14 protein-coding genes are annotated in these 21,385 nt (G+C 66.5%); 3 read left to right on the top strand and 11 right to left on the bottom strand.

Going from position 1 to position 21,385, the window contains the following annotated elements; genetic code table 11:
• Positions 1-197: 197 nt before the first annotated feature.
• Positions 198-1,394 (bottom strand): hypothetical protein, encoded by a 1,197-nt coding sequence (locus tag HRV97_RS07930; RefSeq protein ID WP_174193640.1) that lies wholly within the window; start codon positions 1,392-1,394, stop codon positions 198-200.
• A 334-nt stretch (positions 1,395-1,728) separates the two neighbouring features.
• Here HRV97_RS07930 and rpoB point away from each other — a divergent pair, with 334 nt between their 5' ends.
• Positions 1,729-5,907, top strand: coding sequence for a DNA-directed RNA polymerase subunit beta (gene rpoB / locus HRV97_RS07925; protein WP_174193638.1), 4,179 nt, complete (start codon positions 1,729-1,731; stop codon positions 5,905-5,907).
• Between the two features lie 141 nt (positions 5,908-6,048).
• Complete coding sequence (rpoC, locus tag HRV97_RS07920) at positions 6,049-10,338, top strand: DNA-directed RNA polymerase subunit beta' (protein WP_174193636.1); 4,290 nt, start codon at positions 6,049-6,051, stop codon at positions 10,336-10,338.
• 655 nt (positions 10,339-10,993) lie between these two features.
• On the opposite strand, the gene HRV97_RS07915 is transcribed toward rpoC, so the two are convergent.
• The 3 genes from HRV97_RS07915 to HRV97_RS07905 are packed head-to-tail and all read right to left on the bottom strand — an operon-like array spanning position 10,994 to position 14,250.
• Positions 10,994-11,341 (bottom strand): hypothetical protein, encoded by a 348-nt coding sequence (locus HRV97_RS07915; RefSeq protein WP_174193634.1) that lies wholly within the window; start codon positions 11,339-11,341, stop codon positions 10,994-10,996.
• On the bottom strand, positions 11,341-12,117 hold the full coding sequence (locus HRV97_RS07910; RefSeq protein WP_174193632.1) for a metallophosphoesterase family protein: 777 nt from the start codon (positions 12,115-12,117) through the stop codon (positions 11,341-11,343). The genes HRV97_RS07915 and HRV97_RS07910 overlap by 1 nt, the downstream gene beginning before the upstream one ends.
• 48 nt (positions 12,118-12,165) lie before the next feature.
• Positions 12,166-14,250: a prolyl oligopeptidase family serine peptidase gene (locus HRV97_RS07905; RefSeq protein WP_174193630.1), complete on the bottom strand. Its 2,085-nt coding sequence runs from the start codon at positions 14,248-14,250 to the stop codon at positions 12,166-12,168.
• 68 nt (positions 14,251-14,318) lie between these two features.
• On the opposite strand from HRV97_RS07905, the gene ppk2 reads away from it, so the two are divergent.
• On the top strand, positions 14,319-15,068 hold the full coding sequence (gene ppk2, locus HRV97_RS07900) for a polyphosphate kinase 2 (protein ID WP_174193628.1): 750 nt from the start codon (positions 14,319-14,321) through the stop codon (positions 15,066-15,068).
• A 644-nt stretch (positions 15,069-15,712) separates the two neighbouring features.
• Here the strand turns inward: ppk2 and nadA are convergent.
• The 7 genes from nadA to HRV97_RS07865 all read right to left on the bottom strand — a co-directional run bounded on the left by nadA (position 15,713) and on the right by HRV97_RS07865 (position 21,381).
• The gene (gene nadA / locus HRV97_RS07895; RefSeq protein WP_174193626.1) at positions 15,713-16,711 is read right to left on the bottom strand and encodes a quinolinate synthase NadA; all 999 of its coding nucleotides are present in this window, start codon (positions 16,709-16,711) and stop codon (positions 15,713-15,715) included.
• A 37-nt stretch (positions 16,712-16,748) separates the two neighbouring features.
• Positions 16,749-17,444, bottom strand: coding sequence for a DUF4230 domain-containing protein (locus tag HRV97_RS07890; protein ID WP_174193624.1), 696 nt, complete (start codon positions 17,442-17,444; stop codon positions 16,749-16,751).
• Positions 17,441-18,310, bottom strand: coding sequence for an MBL fold metallo-hydrolase (locus HRV97_RS07885; RefSeq protein ID WP_174193622.1), 870 nt, complete (start codon positions 18,308-18,310; stop codon positions 17,441-17,443). Before HRV97_RS07885 ends, HRV97_RS07890 begins: the two co-directional genes overlap by 4 nt.
• Positions 18,311-18,367: 57 nt before the next feature.
• Complete coding sequence (locus HRV97_RS07880) at positions 18,368-20,065, bottom strand: M56 family metallopeptidase (RefSeq protein WP_174193620.1); 1,698 nt, start codon at positions 20,063-20,065, stop codon at positions 18,368-18,370.
• Positions 20,062-20,430: a BlaI/MecI/CopY family transcriptional regulator gene (locus HRV97_RS07875; RefSeq protein ID WP_093006035.1), complete on the bottom strand. Its 369-nt coding sequence runs from the start codon at positions 20,428-20,430 to the stop codon at positions 20,062-20,064. Before HRV97_RS07875 ends, HRV97_RS07880 begins: the two co-directional genes overlap by 4 nt.
• A gap of 347 nt (positions 20,431-20,777) precedes the next feature.
• On the bottom strand, positions 20,778-21,104 hold the full coding sequence (gene grxD / locus HRV97_RS07870) for a Grx4 family monothiol glutaredoxin (RefSeq protein WP_174193617.1): 327 nt from the start codon (positions 21,102-21,104) through the stop codon (positions 20,778-20,780).
• Between the two features lie 43 nt (positions 21,105-21,147).
• On the bottom strand, positions 21,148-21,381 hold the full coding sequence (locus HRV97_RS07865; RefSeq protein ID WP_174193615.1) for a BolA/IbaG family iron-sulfur metabolism protein: 234 nt from the start codon (positions 21,379-21,381) through the stop codon (positions 21,148-21,150).
• Positions 21,382-21,385: the final 4 nt, after the last annotated feature.

Here is a 21,385-nt window from a genome sequence, read left to right as displayed (position 1 = left end):
AATGCTGCGGCAATCGTTACGGCAACAACAAACATGGGGAGGGTGGAATGGCTTACGTGACGTCCGACGCTGCCGAGCGGCGACGCGCATGGTCGGTCATCGCGATGGCGGTCATCTCGGCGATGCTGTGGGCGATTATCATCGAGGGCGCACGCGTCTTCTGGTGATCCCTCGCGCGTTGTCGATGCAGCCTGTGCTCAGCTGGTGATCGCCAGTGCGTGCGGACGCGCCGCAACCGCCTCGAACATGCGCGACGGCGCGTCGAGCCAGAACGGCGCGAGCTTCGCCGCACCAGCACGCTCGATCCCCAGCGCGAATGCCTGAGCGGTCTGCCCCTCGCCTGCGCTGCCCAGCGCGTAGCGCGCGTTGAGCGTTACCACCGGCACGAACATCGGCCGTTGTGCCGCGGTCAGCACGTTGATCGCCTCGCGCGGCAGCGTCACCACCGCGCGGACCACGCGCTCGCCGCCAGGCGCCAGCGTGAACGGGGATGCCGCGGTTCGGCCGCGGGTGTCGGCGAAGATTTGCCCCAGTTCCGCATCCTGGTCCGCGCGCGCGCTGGTCAGCCGCGCATCGAGCCGGACGTTGACCGCGTCAGCGCTTCCACGATTGCGCACCAGCACGTCGACGTCGGCAGTAGCGGTCAGCATGTTGAGCCCGGCACGGCGCGGCCGCAGCTCCAATTCGATCCACGCGCGATCGGCCGGGATCGCAGGCGCGACCGGCGCCGCGCTGCGCCGCGACAACATGCGCGGCGCGGCAGCGGCGACGGGAACCGCAGAACCCGGCTCTTCATCGACGATGTCGGGTTCCGGCGCCGGCGCTGGCGCCACCACCCGCTCGATCGCAGCAGCCTCGCCTCCCACATCGCGACGCCGACGCGACCACAACCAGGCACCGGCCGCGCCGAGCGCAAGCAAGACGCCGATCGGCAGCAACCATCCGGCACCCGTACCCTCACTCGCACCCGCACCCACACCCGTCGCGGCTGTTGCGACTGGTGCCGGGCTCGCGGCCACGATGGTCGGCGTTGGCAGCGGCGTCGTGGCGACGACCGGCGTGGGTGATGACGCTGGCTCTACCGTCAACGGCGTCACGGCCGCGGTGGCGCGCGGCTCCGGCGTCGCGGTGGGCCGCGCCAGCGGAGCCGTACGCGGGGTCGTCGTAGCGCGCGGCGTCGGCGCGCTCCGCGGGGTAGCGCTGGCCGCTGGCGTCGGGGTGTCGACCGGCGCCGGAGTGGACACAGGCGTCGGGGTCGGCGTGCCCGGCAGCGAGTAGATGATCGGCGGCACCGTCGCGCTCGCATCCGGCGCCGCCGTCTGCGCCAGGGCGTGGGGAGAAACGGTAAGGAGCAGCAACGCCGACAGGCTGCGGAAACGACGCCATACGATCATGGCGGCTCGCGCTACCCGCAATGCCGCGAAGGTCAACCATTTACGCGGTCCCAACCGCCGATCCGCCGCGCGTGAGCGCCGACGCGAGCGGATCGTCTGCGTCGCATGTGAGTTGTTAGCCGCCACGACGTTGACGCAAGCCACCCCCTCGCCTATATCGCGACCTCTTCCGCAGTTCCGGGACATGGGGTGCCGTCGCGCAGTGCCTCGTACGGATAGGAGTGCGGGAACAGGACGCTTGAGGCTGCCGTCTCCCATCACGGGATCAGACGTGCGGCCTTTTGCCGTTCTTTGCGCTTCGTGATTTTCTTCGGCTGACGAGGCAACAGTCAACATGGCAACCAAGGCGATCGACGCGGGCACCGCCCGGCGCGACACCACCGGCGGGACGCGCAAGCGCCGCATCCGCAAGGTATTCGGCAACATCCACGAAGTGGTGCAGATGCCGAACCTGATCGAGGTGCAGCGCGAAAGCTACGAGCAGTTCCTGCGCTCCGACGCGTCGATCGGCTACGTCTCGGGTCTGGAGAAGACGCTGCGCAGCGTGTTCCCGATCCGCGATTTCGCCGGCACCGCCGAACTCGACTTCGTCAATTACGAGCTCGAACCGCCGAAGTTCGACGTTGAGGAATGCCGTCAGCGCGGCATCACCTACGCAGCTCCGATGCGCGTCACGCTGCGCTTGATCGTGTTCGAGGTGGACCCCGATACGGAAACCCGCTCGGTGCTCGATATCAAGGAGCAGGACGTCTACATGGGCGACATGCCGCTGATGACGGAGAACGGCACGTTCTTCATCAACGGCACCGAGCGCGTGATCGTCAGTCAGATGCACCGTTCGCCGGGCGTTCTGTTCGACCATGACCGCGGCAAGACGCACGCGTCGGGCAAGTTCCTGTTCGCCGCGCGCGTGATCCCGTACCGCGGCTCGTGGCTCGACTTCGAGTTCGACGCCAAGGACATCGTCAACGTCCGTATCGACCGTAAGCGCAAGCTGCCGGTCACGGCACTGCTCTACGCGCTCGGCCTCAATTCCGAGGAAATCCTCAACCAGTTCTACAACCGCGTCACCTTCGTGCGCGGTCAGGGCGGCTGGCAGATTCCGTTCGGCGCGGAGAACTGGCGCGGCGTGAAGCCGTCGTTCGACATCGTCGACGCGAAGTCGGGCGAGGTGATCTTCGCCGCCGGCACCAAGATCACCCCGCGCGCCGCCAACAAGGCCGCGAAGGACGGTCTGGAGACGCTGCTGATCCCGACCGAGGAAGTCTATGGTCGCTATTCGGCCTACGACCTCATCAACGAGCAGACGGGCGAGATCTACGTCGAGGCCGGTGATGAGATCGGTCCCGACAGCATGGAGAAGCTCGACCGCGCCGGCATCGACCGGCTCGAGCTGCTCGACATCGACCATGTCACGACGGGTCCGTGGATCCGCAACACGCTCAAGGCCGACAAGGCCGAGGAGCGCGAGCAGGCACTGTCCGACATCTACCGCGTGATGCGCCCCGGCGAGCCGCCGACGCTGGAGACGGCGGAGTCGCTGTTCGCCGGCCTGTTCTTCGACCCCGATCGTTACGACCTGTCGGCGGTCGGCCGCGTCAAGCTCAACATGCGCCTCGACCTCGATGCCGAGGACACGGTGACGACGCTGCGCACCGAGGACATCCTCGCGGTCGTGAAGACGCTGGTCGACCTCAAGGACGGCAAGGGCGAGATCGACGACATCGACAATCTCGGCAACCGCCGCGTGCGTTCGGTCGGCGAGCTGCTGGAGAACCAGTACCGCGTCGGCCTGCTCCGTATGGAGCGCGCGGTGAAGGAGCGCATGTCTTCGGTCGACGTGTCGACCGTGATGCCGAACGACCTGATCAACGCGAAGCCCGCGGTCGCCGCGGTGCGCGAGTTCTTTGGTTCGTCGCAGCTGTCGCAGTTCATGGACCAGACCAACCCCTTGTCCGAAGTGACGCACAAGCGTCGCGTCTCGGCGCTCGGGCCGGGCGGTCTGACGCGTGAGCGCGCGGGCTTCGAAGTTCGCGACGTTCACCCGACGCACTACGGCCGCATCTGCCCGATCGAGACGCCGGAAGGCCCGAACATCGGTCTGATCAACTCGCTGTCGACCTTCGCGCGCGTCAACAAGTACGGCTTCATCGAGACGCCGTACCGCAAGATCGTCGACGGCAAGGTGACGGGCGACGTCGTCTACCTGTCGGCGATGGAAGAGCAGAAGCACACCGTCGCGCAGGCGTCGGCCGAGCTCAACGAGGACGGTTCGTTCGCCGAGGAGCTGGTGTCGGCACGTCAGGCAGGCGAGTTCCTGATGGCGCTGCCCGAGACGGTGACGCTGATGGACGTCAGCCCCAAGCAGCTCGTGTCGGTCGCGGCCTCGCTGATCCCGTTCCTGGAGAACGACGACGCGAACCGCGCGCTGATGGGCTCGAACATGCAGCGCCAGGCGGTGCCGCTGGTCAAGGCTGAGGCACCGTTCGTCGGCACCGGCATGGAAGAGACGGTGGCGCGCGATTCGGGCGCCGCGATCTCGGCCAAGCGCGCCGGCGTCGTCGATCAGGTCGATGCGGCCCGCATCGTCATCCGTGCGACCGGTGAGGTCGACGCGAACGAGAGCGGCGTCGATATCTACACGCTCATGAAGTTCCAGCGCTCGAACCAGTCGACCTGCATCAACCAGCGTCCGCTGGTGAAGGTGGGCGACGTGGTGAAGGCGGGCGACGTGCTGGCCGATGGCCCGTCGACGGAGTTCGGCGAGCTGGCGCTCGGCCGTAACGCGCTCGTCGCGTTCATGCCGTGGAACGGCTACAACTACGAGGACTCGATCCTCATCTCCGAGCGGATCGTGAAGGACGACGTGTTCACGTCGATCCACATCGACGAGTTCGAAGTGATGGCCCGCGACACCAAGCTCGGGCCGGAGGACATCACGCGCGACATCCCCAACGTCGGCGAGGAGGCGCTGCGCAACCTCGACGAGGCGGGCATCGTCTATGTCGGTGCCGAGGTCGAGCCGGGCGACATCCTGGTCGGCAAGATCACGCCCAAGGGCGAGTCGCCGATGACGCCGGAAGAGAAGCTGCTCCGCGCGATCTTCGGTGAAAAGGCATCGGACGTGCGCGACACGTCGCTGCGCCTGCCGCCAGGCGTTGCCGGTACGATCGTCGACGTGCGCGTCTTCAATCGTCACGGTATCGACAAGGACGAGCGCGCGATGGCGATCGAGCGCGAGGAGATCGAGCGTCTGAAGAAGGACTCGGACGACGAGCGCACGATCCTCAATCGTGCGACGTGGAGCCGTCTGCGCGAGATGCTGCTGGATCAGGTCGCGACTGCGGCGCCGAAGGGCGTCAAGAAGGGCTCGACCATCGACATGGACCTGCTCGACTCGGTCGACCGCCACGAATGGTGGAAGTTCGCGGTGCAGGACGATGCCGTGCAGGCGAACCTGGAAGCCGTGAAGGGCCAGTACGACGAGGCGGCCAAGCGTATCCGCGACAAGTTCGAGGATCGCCGCGAGAAGCTGGAGCGTGGCGACGAGCTGCCGCCGGGCGTGCTCAAGATGGTCAAGGTGTTCGTCGCGGTGAAGCGCAAGCTGCAGCCGGGCGACAAGATGGCCGGCCGTCACGGCAACAAGGGCGTCATCAGCCGTATCCTGCCGGCGGAGGACATGCCGTTCCTCGCCGACGGGACGCCGGTCGACCTCGTGCTCAATCCGTTGGGCGTGCCGTCGCGCATGAACGTCGGGCAGATCTTCGAGACGCACCTCGGCTGGGCGGCGCGTGGTCTGGGTCAACAGATCGCACAGCAGCTCGACGAGTGGCGCGAGGCCAATCCCGATGCGGCGGCGGGCGCGATGCCCGACGCGGTCAAGGCGCGGCTGGAGGAAGTCTACGGCGAGCATTATCTCGACGACATCCAGGCCCGCTCGGGCGACGAGATCGTCGAGCTGGCGCAGAACCTGCGCGGCGGCGTTCCGATGGGCACCCCGGTGTTCGACGGCGCGGTCGAGAAGGACGTGTCGGACATGCTGGCGCTCGCGGGGCTCGACAGCTCGGGTCAGTCGGACCTGTTCGACGGACGCACCGGCGACAAGTTCGACCGCAAGGTGACCGTGGGCATCATCTACATGCTGAAGCTCCACCACTTGGTCGACGACAAGATCCACGCGCGTTCGATCGGGCCGTACAGCCTCGTCACCCAGCAGCCGCTGGGCGGCAAGGCGCAGTTCGGCGGGCAGCGGTTCGGCGAGATGGAGGTCTGGGCGCTCCAGGCCTACGGCGCCGCCTATACGTTGCAGGAGATGCTGACGGTGAAGTCGGACGACGTCGTCGGCCGCACCAAGGTCTACGAGGCGATCGTCAAGGGCGACGACACGTTCGAGGCCGGCATTCCCGAGAGCTTCAACGTGCTGGTCAAGGAAATGCGCTCGCTGGGCCTCAACGTCGATCTTAAGTCGATGGAAGAGTCCGAGGACGATGGGCTAGCCGAGGCCGCGGAGTAACTGCCTTCCTCCCTCTCCCCGCCGGGGAGAGGGTCGGGGTGAGGGGTCGGCGTCTCGCAGAGACGTTCCGCCAGCAAGCACCCCTCACCCACCCCTCTCCCCGGCGGGGAGAGGGCTACGAAATCTAAGAGGTTCATATCCATGAACGAACTGACCAATTTCGCCAATCCGCTCGCGAAGCCGGAAACCTTCGACCAGATCCAGATCGGCATCGCATCGCCCGATCGCATCCGTTCGTGGTCGTTCGGCGAGATCAAGAAGCCGGAAACGATCAACTATCGCACGTTCAAGCCCGAGCGTGACGGCCTGTTCTGCGCGCGCATCTTCGGTCCGATCAAGGATTACGAATGCCTGTGCGGCAAGTACAAGCGCATGAAGTACAAGGGCATCGTCTGCGAGAAGTGCGGCGTCGAAGTCACCGTGTCGAAGGTCCGCCGCGAGCGCATGGGCCATATCGAGCTCGCCGCGCCCGTCGCGCACATCTGGTTCCTGAAGTCGCTGCCGAGCCGCATCGGCCTGCTGCTCGACATGCAGCTGAAGCAGCTCGAGCGCGTGCTCTACTTCGAGGCGTATATCGTGATCGAGCCGGGCCTGACCCCGCTCGAAAAGTATCAGCTCCTCACCGAGGATGAGCTGCTCGAGGCGCAGGACGAGTATGGCGAGGACGCCTTCTCCGCTGGCATCGGCGCCGAGGCCGTGCGCAACATGCTCGAGAACCTCGATCTCGAGGGCGAGAAGGTCGCGCTGCTCGAAGAGCTCGCCACCACCAAGTCCGAACTCAAGCCCAAGAAGATCATTAAGCGCCTCAAGGTCGTTGAGAGCTTCCTTGAATCGGGCAACCGTCCCGAGTGGATGATCCTCGAGGTCGTGCCGGTCATCCCGCCCGAGCTGCGCCCGCTGGTGCCGCTCGACGGTGGCCGCTTTGCGACGTCGGATCTGAACGACCTGTACCGCCGCGTCATCAACCGCAACAACCGCTTGAAGCGGCTGATGGAGCTGCGCGCGCCGGACATCATCGTCCGCAATGAGAAGCGCATGCTGCAGGAGGCGGTCGACGCTTTGTTCGACAACGGTCGCCGCGGTCGCACGATCACCGGCGCGAACAAGCGTCCGCTCAAGTCGCTGTCCGACATGCTCAAGGGCAAGCAGGGCCGCTTCCGCCAGAACCTGCTCGGCAAGCGCGTCGACTATTCGGGCCGTTCGGTCATCGTGACCGGGCCGGAGCTCAAGCTGCACCAGTGCGGCTTGCCGAAGAAGATGGCGCTCGAGCTGTTCAAGCCGTTCATCTACGCGCGTCTCGACGCCAAGGGCCTGAGCATGACGCTCAAGCAGGCGAAGAAGTGGGTCGAGAAGGAGCGCAAGGAAGTCTGGGACATCCTGGACGAGGTGATCCGCGAGCATCCGGTCATGCTCAACCGCGCACCGACGCTCCACCGCTTGGGCATCCAGGCGTTCGAGCCGGTGCTGATCGAGGGCAAGGCGATCCAGCTACACCCGCTGGTCTGCTCGGCGTTCAACGCCGACTTCGACGGTGACCAGATGGCCGTCCACGTTCCGCTGAGCCTTGAGGCGCAGCTGGAAGCGCGCGTGCTGATGATGTCGACCAACAACATCCTCAGCCCGGCGAACGGCAAGCCGATCATCGTGCCGTCGCAGGACATGGTGCTGGGTCTCTACTACCTCTCCATGATGAAGGAGAAGGAGCCGGGTGAAGGCATGATGATCTCCGACATGTCGGAGGTGCATCAGGCGCTCAACGCCGGGTCGGTCACGTTGCACACCAAGATCATCAGCCGCGTTCCGCAGACCGATGAGAACGGCAAGCAGTACCTCAAGCGTTTCGAGACGACGCCGGGCCGTATGCTGCTGGGTGAAACCCTGCCGCACAGCCACAAGGTGCCGTTCGACGTCGTCAACCGCCTGCTGACCAAGAAGGACGTCGGCGACGTCATCGACGAGGTGTATCGTCACACCGGTCAGAAGGAGACGGTGCTGTTCGCCGACGCGATCATGGCGCTTGGTTTCCGTCACGCGTTCAAGGCAGGCATCTCGTTCGGCAAGGACGACATGCTGGTCGCGCCCGACAAGGACGCGCTGGTCGACGAGACGCGCGATCAGGTGAAGGACTTCGAGCAGCAATATCAGGACGGCCTGATCACGCAGCAGGAGAAGTACAACAAGGTGATCGACGCCTGGTCGCGCTGCGGTGACCAGGTTGCGAACTCGATGATGAACGAGATCAAGGCCGTGCGTCACTTCGGTGACGACGCGGGCGAGAACGCGGGTCGCGAGAAGCCGATCAACTCGATCTACATGATGGCCCACTCGGGTGCGCGTGGTTCGCAGGCGCAGATCAAGCAGCTCGCGGGCATGCGCGGTCTGATGGCGAAGCCGTCGGGCGAGATCATCGAAACGCCGATCATCTCGAACTTCAAGGAAGGTCTGACCGTCCTTGAGTATTTCAACTCGACCCACGGCGCGCGCAAGGGCCTCGCGGATACGGCGTTGAAGACCGCGAACTCGGGCTACCTCACCCGCCGCCTCGTCGACGTGTCGCAGGACTGCGTCATCATCGAGGAGGATTGCGGCACCGAGCGCGCGCTGGAGATGAAGGCGATCGTTCAGGGTGGTTCGACCATCGCGTCGCTCGGCGAGCGTATTCTGGGCCGCACCACGGCCGAGGACGTGGTCGACAAGGACGGCAAGGTGGTGATCCCGATTGGCACGCTGCTTGACGAGCCGATGGTCGCGCAGATCGAAGGCATGGGCGTGCAGGGCATGAAGATCCGCTCGCCGCTGGTCTGCGAGAGCAAGATCGGCGTCTGCGGCAAGTGCTACGGCCGCGACCTCGCGCGCGGTACGCCGGTCAACATCGGTGAGGCGGTCGGCGTCATCGCCGCGCAGTCGATCGGTGAGCCGGGCACGCAGCTGACGATGCGCACCTTCCACATCGGCGGTGCGGCGCAGCTCAACGAGACGTCCAACCTGGAGGCGCACGCCGACGGCACTGCGGAATACCGCGACCTGCGCGTGATCGTCGACCAGCGCGGCCGCCGCGTGGTGCTCAGCCGTTCGGGCGAGATCGTGATCAAGGACATGGACGGCCGCGAGCTCGCGGTCGATCGCATCCCATACGGTGCGTACGTCATGTTCGACGACGGTCACATCGTGTCCAAGGGCGACCGCATGGCCGAGTGGGATCCGTTCACCATGCCGCTCATCACCGAGACCGGCGGCACGGTTAAGTTCCAGGATCTGGTCGAGGGCAAGACGCTGACCGAGCAGGTCGACGAAGCGACGGGCATCGCCCAGCGCGTCGTGACCGAGCACCGCACCACCACCAAGTCGAAAGAGGATCTGCGTCCGCGCATGACCCTGCTCGACGAGGGTTCGGGTGAAGCGGCGCGCTACATGCTCGCCTCGGGCGCCGTGCTGTCGGTCGAGGACAATGCGACGGTCCAGGCCGGCGACGTGCTCGCCCGCGTTGCGCGCGAGTCCGCCAAGACCCGCGACATCACCGGTGGTCTGCCGCGCGTCGCCGAGCTGTTCGAGGCGCGCAAGCCCAAGGAGAACGCGATCATCGCCAAGGTTTCGGGGCGTGTCGTGTTCGGCAAGGACTACAAGGCCAAGCGCAAGATCGGCATCCAGCCCGAGGATGGCGGCGAGGTCGTCGAGTATCTGATCCCGAAGTCGAAGGTGATCGACGTTCAGGAAGGCGACTATGTCAAGCGCGGCGACAATCTGATCGGCGGCTCGCCCGATCCGCACGACATTCTCGAGGTGCTCGGCATCGAGCCGCTCGCGGAATACCTCGTCGCGGAAATTCAGGAAGTTTACCGACTTCAGGGCGTGAAGATCAACGACAAGCACATCGAGACGATCGTTCGTCAGATGCTGCAAAAGGTCGAGATCACCGACGGCGGCGACACCACGCTGCTGGCCGGCGAGCAGGTTGATCGTGACGAGATGGACGAGGTGAACAGCAAGCTCGAGAAGGGCCAGAACCCGGCACAGGGCAAGCCGGTCCTGCTCGGCATCACCAAGGCGAGCTTGCAGACGCGTTCGTTCATTTCGGCCGCGTCGTTCCAGGAAACCACCCGCGTCCTCACCGAGGCGGCGGTCCAGGGCAAGCAGGACACGCTGATGGGCCTGAAGGAGAACGTGATCGTCGGTCGCCTGATCCCGGCGGGCACGGGCGCGGGCATGAACCGCCTGCGCGTCGCTGCCTCGTCGCGTGACGCGGCGCTCCGTGTCCAGCAGCGCAAGTTGCAGGAAGCGATGATCGTCGCCGGCACCGCGGCACAGGTGAAGGCCGCCGAGGACGCGCGCTCGACCCGCGACGACACCGGCACCGGCAGCGATCCGCTCGCCGAGGTCGTGCCCTCGGGCACCGGCACCGACGCCGATGCGGGCGAGTATCTGAACGACTGATCGTTCGGATCACGACGTGAACGAGGAGCCGCCGTCCGGGCAACCGGGCGGCGGTTTCCGTTTGTGCAGTGGTAAACCGTGATCACGCGCGAGCAGAAGCGACGTGGTCCGTCACCCAGCCGGTTGCGTAACCGAAGCCGCAAGGCGGCCGCGCGTGCCTCGACATCAATTATTGGTGACCTAGCTCATGGCGTCCAAGCAGGAACTCGCCTGCCCGCTTACGTGACCGATTGCGGTGTAGAAGTGCATCCAGCAGGCCCAAGGCGATCGGCTCCTGGAATAATCGGTTCATGCCAACCCGTTCGCGCCTCACCTGCACCAACTGCGGTCCGCCACGCGTCTACAAGCTCGGCTCGCCCTTACGAATCGTTGATCAAAGCTCGTGTTGGGTAAAAGCGAGTTACTGCGTCACCTTTCCCGGCCACTGGCGTAGCGTCGATGGACGCGCTTCACTCATGCTGCCGACACGCGCCAACGCCGCCCCTGCCCCACCATTTGCCTAACGTCGTCAGCGGCTGTCACTCATGCTTCCCACACACATCATCGACGAGGGTCTGACGCTAGCGCCACTTCGTTTGCAGCGGATGTGCGGCGAACCACCTCAGTGCTGCCAAGCAGGTCGCGGCTGCTTGCACACGCGCACCCCCAGCGAACGTCAGCGACGCTTGCCCGGCCCGCGTTGCGGCTCGATCGTGAAGTCCACGCCACCACGCCGGCTCGGCCACATCGCGACCGCGAAGCTGCGGCGCTGCCCGCACGCGCGCGCCGACCAACCCTCCCAATGCCCCTTGCGCCGATACACCACCGAGCCGCGCCGGAAGCTCGCCGGCAGCGCCGCCGCCTGCACGTCGCTCAACCGCGAACAACGGTATGCGGCCGTCACGTATCGCTGCATGCCGCGCAGCACATCGGCCTTGAGCCGCTTGTCGGCGCGCGACGGTCCTGCACGGTCCACCGGCGCCGCCGCGATCAGCAGCAGCGGCAGCGCGTAGATCCAGCGCATCACGCCGGCTCGTGCACCCGCTCGCCGACCGGCATCGCGCGGTCGCCGTCCATTGTCCGCACGATCGTGCTGATCACGCCACCCTCGACGCGCAATTCGTTGAACGCCGGCGGCGACTGGCGCACGCGTTTCGACAGCGTCCCCGCCCCGATTAGCCGAACCGTGCGGCCGTTATGCGCGAACGGTACGTCGAACGGATCGTGGACGTGGCCGGACAATACCGCATCTGCCCCCGCCTCCGCCAGCGCGACCAGCGCCTGATCGCCGTACTTCGTCTTGGCGGTTCCCTTGGTCGGCCCCTCGATCAACGGATGGTGCCCCGCCACGATGATCAGATGATCCTTCGGCACGTCCGCGATCAGCGACAATGAGCGCTTGAGCGATCCAGAGCTCACCCGTCCCTTTGACCAGTTCCAGCGCCACTGCGCGCGCGCGGTGGTCTTGAGCGGGATCACCGCGATCCCCTGAATGTCGAGCGGGCGCTCGATCATCTTCTCCACCGCGGCATATCGCGAGTAAGGCGAGAACAGCCGCCGCAGCGGGTCCCAATAATAAGGGATGTCGTGGTTGCCGACCTCCAGCGTCACCGGCACGCCGAGCGAACGCAGCCAGTCGCCGCCAGCCTGGAACTCGTCCGGCTTGGCGCGCATCGTCAGGTCGCCGGTCATGATGACCGCGTCGGGCTTCTCCGCCGCCACACGCTCACCGAACCAGGCGATCGCCGCCGGGTCCTCGGCCCCGAAATGCACGTCGCTGACGTGGAACAGCTTGGTCATCTTGGCCTCCCTTGGCCGCTCACAACGCGCGAACGGCCATGCGGGTGCCTATTTCCCCATCAGTTCGCGCCGCAGGAACGCGTCGAGCAGTGCCGCGCGCCGCGCGTCCTCGGCATGGTCGGCCCCGACCGCGTGCCCGCCTTCGAGATATTCATGAAAATAGACGGTGTTGCCGTTCGCCTTCAGCAATGCCGCCAGCTTCCTCGCATGCCCCGGATGCACCCGGTCGTCCTTGGTCGACCCGTAGAACAGCACCGGCGGATAGCGCACGCCGCTGCGCACATTCTGATACGGCGAGTAGCGGCTGATGAACGCCCAATCAGCCGGCTTGTCAGGATCGCCGTACTCGTCGATCCACGAGGCACCCGCGGACAGATGCGAGTAGCGCTGCATGTCCTCCAGCGGCGACCCCGCGATCACCGCACCGTACAGATCGGGCCGCTGCTGCATCGCCACGCCGACCAGCAAGCCGCCGTTCGACCGCCCGGAGATCGCGATTTTCTTGGGCGCACTCACCCCTGTCTTGACCAGATCCTCCGCGACCGCGTGCAGGTCGTCGAACACGTTCTGCCGCTTCTCGCGCAACCCCGCCTGATGCCAGCGCGGACCATATTCGCCGCCGCCGCGCAAATTGGCGAGCACGAAGGCATTGCCCTGCTCGACCCAGAACAGCCCCAGCGGCCCGGCGCGATACGGCTGATCGGTCAAATAGGTCGGAGTCTGCGCGTTGCGGAAACCGCCGTAAGCGTGGATCAGCGCGGGCGCAGGGCTGGTCGAGCCCTTCTTGGTGACGAGGAAATACGGCACCCGCGTGCCGTCCTTCGACGTCGCGAAATGCTGCGCCACCGCATATTGCCGCGCGTCGAACTTGGCCGGCAGCGACTGCACTGCCGTCACCTTCGCGTCGGCGCCGACCGCGTAGAGCGTCGGTGGGGTCAGCATCCCCTCGACAGTCGCGAACGCCAGGTCGCGCCCGCCCGAGCTGCCGACGATATGCACCGTGCTGTTGGCGGTCAGCGGCATCGCGCGCTGCCCCCAGCGCCCATCCGAACCGCGGCGCAGCGCCAGCAACTTGCCCGACACGTCGTCCAGCACCTTGACCCACAGCACGTGGTCGGTGGCGCTCACCTCCTCAACCGCCTGGCTCGCGCTCGGCGCCATCACCAGCTCGGGCGCGGCGCGCCGCCCCGCCGCCACGTCGGCGAGCGAGTAGGCGACCAGCACCCCCGCCTCGAACCCGTTCGCGGGTTTGCTGTACGACACGATCGCGCGCCCATCGATCACGTCGCGCACATCCGCCCCCTGCGGCAATGGCATCGGCACGAACCGGCCATCGGGCATCCGCACGATGTAATCGCTCTGGAAAAATGTCGTGTTGACCGCGACGATCGGCCAGCGCTGCCTGGCGTCGACCGGCCCGCGCACTTCCAGCCCGACGATCGACCTGGGCGCCTCGTGCACCACCTTCGCCGCAGTGATCGGCGTGCCGCGCGTCCAAACCTTGGCGATCCGCGGATAGCCCGACACGGTCAGCGATCCCGCGCCCCAGTCGCTCGCCACCAGCAGGTGGTCGCGGTCGACCCAGGTATAACGGCTCTTCGCCTCGGGCAGCACGAAGCCGCCGGGCACGAACGCGCCCGTCGTCAGGTCGAACTCACGCACCACCTGCGCGTCGGTACCCCCGGGGCTCAGCGCCACCATGCAGCGCGTATAATCGGGCTCCAGGCACTGCGCGCCGTGCCAGACCCAGCTCTTGCCCTCCGCCTTGCCCAGCGCATCGACGTCGATCAGCGTGCGCCACTCGGGCTTCCCCGCCGTGTAGCTGGCAAGGCTCGCCACCCGCCATAGCCCGCGCGGGTGCGCCGCATCGCGCCACAAATTGGTGACGCGGTCGCCCAGGATGCTCTCGGGCTCGGCGATCTGCGCCTGGTCATCGAGGATCGCCTTGGCACGCGCGCGGTCCTGTTCGTAGCGCGGGTCGCGCGTGAGTGACTGCTCGGTCTCCGCGTTCCACGCCTTGACCTGATCCAGCGCGCGCCTGCCCTCGATATCCTCCAACCAGGCGTACGGATCGGGCGCGATCGGCGCAGCGGCGACAGTGAGGAGCGAGACGAGCGGAAGGAGCGATTTCATCGCCGATGCGTAGCCTCCCCGTCGCATCCGCTCAACCGGGCGCGTCGCGGCGTTAACAAGGAGGCGACGTGGGCAAGTCAAAGCACGATCACGAACTGCAACTCGGCCTCGTCCACATGCAGGCCGCGATGGCGGACACCGGGGAGCGCGCGGTGGTCGTGCTCGAAGGGCGCGACACCGCCGGCAAGGACGGCACGATCAAGGCGATCACCCAGCATCTGTCGGTCCGCAACACCCGCGTCGTCGCACTGCCGAAACCGAACAATCGCGAGCAGTCGCAATGGTATTTGCAGCGGTACGTCGCGCATTTGCCGGCCGCGGGCGAACTCGTGATCTTCAACCGCAGCTGGTACAATCGCGCGGGCGTCGAGGTGGTTAACGGCTTTTCCACCCACGCCGAACAAACGCAGTTCCTGCGCGATGTGCCAGATTTCGAGCGCATGCTGGTCGAGAACGGGATCAAGCTCGTCAAGGTGTGGCTCGACATCGACAAGGACGAGCAGGCGCGCCGGCTCGAGAAGCGCCGCACCAATCCGCTGAAGGCCTTGAAAGTGTCCGCGCTCGACGCCGTCGCGCAGGACAAATGGAGCGACTATTCCGTCGCGCGCGACACCATGCTCGAACGCACGCACAGCGTGTGGGCGCCGTGGACCTGCGTACGCGCCAATGACAAGCCCAAGGCGCACAAGGCGGTGATCCGCCACCTGCTCCACGAGATCGCTGACGACGAGATCGCGCACGACATCAAGCAACCCGACCCCGACGTGCTGTTCCCGTTCGAGCTCGACGCGCTGAAGGACGGGCGGCTGGCAAAATAGCGCACCTGCCGGGCTGTCCTACAACCTGTCAGTGGCGCTACGGCATCCTCCCGTCACCCCGGACCTGATCCGGGGTCCCGCTTCACTTGAGGTGCGGTGAAGAAGCGGGCTCCCGGATATAAAGTCCGGGCTGACGGTGCATAACATCGGTCCCAGACCGCTCGTACCACGCTGCTCACACTCTTTCTCATCGCCGCAAACCAAGACGCCGTCCGGCAGATCGACCGGCAATCTCATGCTTGGCGAAGCTGGCGCACCCGCTCACCAACACAGCTGACATCCTGTTGCGCGCCGTGAGGTAAGCTAAGCTTCCAACAAGTGCGCGCTTATGCCACCCCTCAGCTCTTGCCTACTGGGTTGCAGCGTTCTCCGGCCAGCTCGACGCACCTTCTTTCGTCACTCCGGACCTGATCCGGCGTCCCGCTTCTCCGCAGAGGCAGAAGAAGGCAGCGGGATCCCGGCTCAAGGCCGGGATGACAGCGACTTGATAGCTAACAAACCAGTCTGAACGGCACAGCTACCGCAACGTGCGTAGGCGTGCCCTCGTGTGACCTTCCGCATCGAGACGCCCGACGACCTATCCTTGACCGCCTGCCACCGGCCGTCTTGGTGTGACCTTCGCGTGACCTTTCGGCGCAAACGCCTCAGTCGCCGGTGACGCGAACCGGTCCCAAATCACCAAGCCCCACCGACCCGCTCGCCATCGCCAGCATCGCGTCCAGGCTCTTCTTGGCGCGCAGCCGCAGCCCTTCCTCGATTTCGATCCTGGGCGTCAGGTCACGCAACGCGACGTAGAGCTTCTCCATCGTGTTGAGCGCCATGTACGGGCAGATGTTGCAGTTGCAGTTCCCGTCCGCCCCCGGCGCACCGATGAAGGTCTTGTTCGGTAGCGCCTTCTCCATCTGGTGGATAATATGCGGCTCGGTCGCGACGATCAGCGTGTCGCCAGGCATCGCCATTGCGTAATCCAGGATGCCGCGCGTCGAGCCGACGTAATCGGCGTGGTCGAGGATCACCGCCGGGCATTCGGGATGCGCCGCGACCGGCGCGCCGGGGTGCTGCGCCTTGAGCTTCAGCAGCTCGGTCTCGCTGAACGCCTCGTGCACGATGCACACGCCGGGCCACAGGATCAGGTCGCGCCCGGTCTTCCGCGCGAGATACCCGCCCAGGTTGCGATCGGGGCCGAAGATGATCGGCTGCGACGCCGGGATCTGGCTCAGGATCTTCTCGGCCGAGCTGCTCGTCACGATGACGTCAGACAGGCCTTTCACCTCGGCCGAGCAATTGATGTAGGTCAGCGCGATCGCGTCCGGGTGCTGCGCGCGGAAGGCCGCGAACTGCTCGGGTGGGCAAGAGTCCTCCAGGCTGCACCCTGCGTCCATGTCGGGTAGCACCACCGTCTTCTGCGGGCTCAGGATCTTCGCCGTCTCCGCCATGAAGCGCACGCCGCAGAACGCGATCACGTCGGCGTCGGTGTCCGCCGCCTTGCGGCTGAGGTCGAGGCTGTCGCCGACGAAATCGGCCAGATCCTGAATCTCGGGCTTCTGGTAGTAATGCGCGAGGATCACCGCGTTGCGCTCACGGCGGAGGCGGTCGATCTCGGCGCGCAGGTCGAGGCCGGAGAGGTTGGTGGGCTGTTCCATGCGCGCCGATGTGGCCCAGCGCACGCGCCCGATCAAGTCAGCGGCCGTTGCCGAGCACTTCTTCCAAACTGCGGGTCAGGTCCCATTGCGTCGCATCACTACTGCGCGGCTCTCCTTGAAAGCGCACCTGCACGCTGACCGGCAGCCCCGCCGCCGCCAGCGTTCCCCCGAACAATCGTTCGAGCGCGGCACGTCCGTTCTCGCGCGCTTTCACGATGTTCTGCGGCTCGCGCGCCTTGGCGGCGACCACATGCGTCGCCGTGCCCGAAACGCGGCGCTGCAATTCGGTCATCGCATCGCGCGAGACGAATGCGCCGCTGGTCTGGTCGATCGTCACGTTTGCTTCGTCAACGTTGGGACGCCCGACCACCACGTCGGGCACCTCGACCAGCAGGCGGCGATTGGCCTCGTCGTAGCGGAAGTCGCGCGGCGACAGCGATTGCAGCGCGACGTAATAATCGACCTCGTACGGCGCCTTCACCACGCGGGTCGACTTCAGCCATCCCCACAAACGGCTGGTCGCCGCGGTCGCCTGCACGATGCCTGACAGACGGCTGACGCGCAGGTCGCTGCTGCCGTACAGCTTGCCCGTCACGACGCGCGCGACCGCCAAGCCGTTCTCGTCGGTCGCGACGGTGTAGCTGTCGGTATAACGCCGATAACCCGCGACCGAGACCACGACGATCACCACGGCCAGCGCGAGCCCCAGCGCGGTCTTCACCAGATTGTTCACGACGACACGATGCTCCACGCCTCACCATCGGCCCGCACCAGCGCGCGGCAATCGAGGTCGATCAGATGCGCCAGCACCGACCGCTCGGCCGCGGGCAGCAGGCGCCGGTCGAGCCCGACGTACATCCGCTCCACCATGCGCGGCACGGTGCCGACCCCCTCGCCCAAGAGCCGCAGGATCTGCCCCTCGCGCTGCTTGCGATGCCCGAGCAACCCGCGCACCAGCCGCTGCGGTCGCTCGATCTCGAGCCCGTGGCCGGGATAATAAACGCGGTCACCGCGTCCGAGCAGCTTCTCCAGGCTCGCCATATAGTCGCCCATATCGCCGTCGGGCGGCGAGACGACGCTGGTCGCCCAGCCCATCACGTGATCGCCCGAGAACAGCGCGCCCGTCTCGGAAAGCGCGAAGGCGAGATGGTTGCTGGTGTGGCCGGGCGTCGCGATCGCCTCCAGCGCCCACCCCTCCCCGCTCACCCGCTCACCCTCGGCCAGCACGCGATCGGGTGCGTAATCGGCATCGAACGCCGCATCGGCGCGCGGACCATCGTCGCTTAGCGCGAAGGGAGCCGCGCCCATGATCGGTGCGCCCGTCTCGTGCGCCAGCCGCCGCGCACCAGGGCTGTGATCGCGGTGGTGATGCGTGATGACGATCGCGCGCACCGGGCGTCCCGCGATTGTCCGCAGCAGCGCGGCGTGATGCGCCTCGTCCGCGGGCCCGGGATCGATGATGGCAAGGTCGGTCGTCCCGACCAGATGCGTCTGCGTCCCCGTGAACGTGTAGGGCGAGGCATTGGGCGCCAGCACACGGGTGACGAGCGGCTCGAGCTCGATCGCGAGCCCGGTCGGCGGCGGTGGCGCGTCGTTCATTGCACAACGAGATGGCGGGTCGGGCGCAGCGACGCAAGCGCCGCGCCCGACCCGTCCTTAGTCGATCGCCGCCATCTGCGCGCGCACGTTGGCGAGTGCCTTGTCGACCTTACGCAGCGCCTTGGCACGGATCTCACCGCTTAGGTCGCGGTCCTCTACCAAGCTGACTCGCGTCCTTGCGAGGTCCGCCATCGTAGAGCGCAAAGCGGATTGGCTCTCGCGCAACGCCACCTTCTGCTCGCGTAGCGCTTCCTGCTGCGCATCTATCGCCTCACGCTGAGCCTCGCTTCTCGCGCGCGTGGCCTCGCGCTGTGCCTCCTTCTGCACCTCCATTGCCTCCCGCTGCGCCTCCATGCTGGCGCGCAGCCCTTCGCGGCGTGCCTCCATCGCGGCTTGCCGCGCCTCGTGCGCTTCGCTCATCGCTTCGCGGCGGATGTTCGACGCATCGCCCTCGCTCCCGGTGTTGCAGACCACCACCACGCGGCCGTTGCCCGCACGAGTGACGATCGCCGCGTCATCATCGCAGCCGCCGCGGCTGACGCTCACCGCCGCCGGGACCGCCGGCGGCGCGGGTGTTGCGGGCGACACGTGGCCGTCGCTCGGCACCGGCGGCATGGGAGGGGCCGGCGGTACCGGCGTAACATGCACCGGATGCGCCGCGACATAAGCGGCGGCCTCGTCGCCGCTCAGCACGCTTGCGCGACCATTCTCGATGATCGTCACCCGGTGCGTCGTGCGGACGCGCGTGATCGGCGCCATCACCTCGGCAAAGGTGCGATCGAACGAGCCGAGCGGCACGCCCGTCACCTGCTCGACCCCGGCGCGCACGCGCGCGGCCGCCGGCATCCCCGACGCGGTCAGCACCAGCCCTGCGCCCGCGAGTGCGGTGATCGCCGCGCCGCCCGCCGCCACCCGCCGACCCGATACACGCTGGCGCGCCAGCATCCGCAGCCGCCCTTTCAGGTCGTTGATCGTGTTCAGGTGACACGCCGGGGTCAGCGCGCGACCATGCGCCGCCTTCACGATCGCACAGCCGTAGGCATGGCGCTGCGCGGCACCCGCGCGGGCGAGCACGCCGGCGTCGTTCGCCATTTCCTGATCGGCGCGAAAGGCGCGGAACGCGATCCAGGCGATCGGATTGAACCAGTGCAGCGCAAGCAGCGCGAGCGCGACCCAGTTCGCCCACAGGTCACCGCGGCGGTGATGCCCGATCTCGTGCGCCAGCGCGAGTTCGCGTTCCTGCGCGTCGTACCGCTCGGCGAAGTCGCGCGGAAACGCGACGACGCGGCGGATGAGCCCGAAGGCGAGCGGCCCGCTCGCGCCTGCGCTTTCCACCACCTCAACCGAGCCGATGCGCGTTACCGCCTGGGCGCTGCGCAGCACGCGTGCGCGAAAACGCAGGTATCGGACCAGCTGGAAACCCAAGATCGCGACCGCACCCGCTAGCCATAGAAGCGCTATCCACGGCATCGCGCCGCTCGTCGGCGCATCGGGCGTCACGAGCGCGGCAACATCTGCCGGCACGACCGGGCTCATCAGCACGGCGGCGCGCCCGCTCACGTCGCTGATCGGCGCGGCACTCAGCGGACTCCACCCGCTCGGCAGCGGCGGCAGCAGCAGCCGCAGCACCGGCAGCAGCCACAGCAGATACGCCATCTCGGCACCAAAGGCGCGTCGCACCGGTCCACGCAGTGCGAGGACCAGCAGCATCAGCGCAGTCGAGGCGACCAGCGCCTCCACGGCCAGCGCGATCATTGTTTCAACGCCTTGAGCAACGCCTCGATCTCGGCGATGTCCTGTCGCGACAGTTCGTCACGCTCGGCCAGATGCGCGACGAGCGGGGTCAGCTTGCCGCCGAACAGCCGGTCGATCAGCTTCCGCGATTCCCCCGCAACATAATCCTCGCGCGCAACCGCGGGCGAGTAGAGGTAGCGGCGGCCGTCAACCTCGTGCTGCACTGCGCCCTTGCCGAGCAAACGCCCGAGCAATGTCTTGACGGTGGCGGCGCTCCACGCGCGGTTGGGATCGACGCGCTCGGTCACGTCCTGAGCGGTGAGCGGGCTCTCGTCCCACAGCACCTCCATCACCGCGTGTTCGGCATCACTGATCCGCTCGGCCATCGGCGCCATCCTTGTTCCGCTTACAGATGTAGTCTTGTTGCACCGACTACAATTGTTGTCAACGGAGCGCAGGAAGTGTCGAACGGCGTTACACCTAACTGCTCAGGCGCACGTGGCTTAACCATTTTGGGTCAGGAAAACCGCGGCTTGGGCGGTTTGGCACGCTTGGTGCTAGGTATGTCGCGCTACCGAGCGCATCGACGCTTCAGCTGGACGGGCCGCCGCTTTCTCGATCTCGCGGCGCCCGTCCAACCCGGTCTTCCCCGCGATTTGCCCCCGAGTCGCACGCGCGCACCTGAGCGTCGGTGAACGGGCGCCGCCGCAGCAGCGCCCGCCGTTCAATCGTCTTATTGCGCAGCAGCCTTGCCGGCGAACAGCTCGGCCAGCTCGCCGCTCTCGTACATCTCCATCATGATGTCCGAGCCGCCGACGAACTCGCCGTTGACATACAGCTGCGGGATCGTGGGCCACTCCGAATAGGCCTTGATGCCCTGCCGGATACCCTGATCCTGCAGCACATCGACGCTCTCGAACTCGACGCCCAGCCGCTCCAGGATCGCGATCGCGCGGCTGGAGAAGCCGCACTGCGGGAACAGCGGCGTACCCTTCATGAACAACACCACTGGGTTGTTCTTCACAACGGCGTCGATGCGGGCGTTGGTGTCGTCGGTCATGGTCTGCTCGTTCCTATCGAAGGCTATCTGCCTGATGCGCCTTTTACTTCGGTACGGCAGTGGTGAGCTGCAAGGCGTGCAGCACCCCGCCCATCCGCCCGCCGAGCGCGGCATAGACCGCCTGATGCTGGCGCACGCGCGGCATGCCGGCGAAGGACGCGCTGGTCACGCGCGCCGACCAGTGATCCTTGTCGCCCGCCAGATCGGTCATCTCGACCTCTGCATCGGGGATGCCGGCGCGGATCAGCGCGGCAATTTCCTCACCTTCCATCGGCATCGCG

Origin of the sequence: Sphingomonas hominis (assembly GCF_013328205.1) — a bacterium.
GTDB lineage: Bacteria > Pseudomonadota > Alphaproteobacteria > Sphingomonadales > Sphingomonadaceae > Sphingomonas > Sphingomonas hominis.
The sequence above is the reverse complement of the archived record's forward strand: the minus strand, read 5'-3'. Positions and strand labels throughout refer to the sequence as shown.

What these genes read in the sequence shown, in the direction of transcription:
- HRV97_RS07905 (WP_174193630.1), bottom strand. Translation starts at nt 14,250, where the DNA reads ATGAAATCGCTCCTTCCGCTCGTCTCGCTCCTCACTGTCGCCGCTGCG.
- HRV97_RS07880 (WP_174193620.1), bottom strand. Translation starts at nt 20,065, where the DNA reads ATGATCGCGCTGGCCGTGGAGGCGCTGGTCGCCTCGACTGCGCTGATG.
- HRV97_RS07875 (WP_093006035.1), bottom strand. Translation starts at nt 20,430, where the DNA reads ATGGCCGAGCGGATCAGTGATGCCGAACACGCGGTGATGGAGGTGCTG.
- rpoC (WP_174193636.1), top strand. Translation starts at nt 6,049, where the DNA reads ATGAACGAACTGACCAATTTCGCCAATCCGCTCGCGAAGCCGGAAACC.
- HRV97_RS07930 (WP_174193640.1), bottom strand. Translation starts at nt 1,394, where the DNA reads ATGATCGTATGGCGTCGTTTCCGCAGCCTGTCGGCGTTGCTGCTCCTT.
- grxD (WP_174193617.1), bottom strand. Translation starts at nt 21,104, where the DNA reads ATGACCGACGACACCAACGCCCGCATCGACGCCGTTGTGAAGAACAAC.
- HRV97_RS07915 (WP_174193634.1), bottom strand. Translation starts at nt 11,341, where the DNA reads ATGCGCTGGATCTACGCGCTGCCGCTGCTGCTGATCGCGGCGGCGCCG.
- HRV97_RS07885 (WP_174193622.1), bottom strand. Translation starts at nt 18,310, where the DNA reads ATGAACGACGCGCCACCGCCGCCGACCGGGCTCGCGATCGAGCTCGAG.
- HRV97_RS07910 (WP_174193632.1), bottom strand. Translation starts at nt 12,117, where the DNA reads ATGACCAAGCTGTTCCACGTCAGCGACGTGCATTTCGGGGCCGAGGAC.
- rpoB (WP_174193638.1), top strand. Translation starts at nt 1,729, where the DNA reads ATGGCAACCAAGGCGATCGACGCGGGCACCGCCCGGCGCGACACCACC.
- HRV97_RS07865 (WP_174193615.1), bottom strand. Translation starts at nt 21,381, where the DNA reads ATGCCGATGGAAGGTGAGGAAATTGCCGCGCTGATCCGCGCCGGCATC.
- nadA (WP_174193626.1), bottom strand. Translation starts at nt 16,711, where the DNA reads ATGGAACAGCCCACCAACCTCTCCGGCCTCGACCTGCGCGCCGAGATC.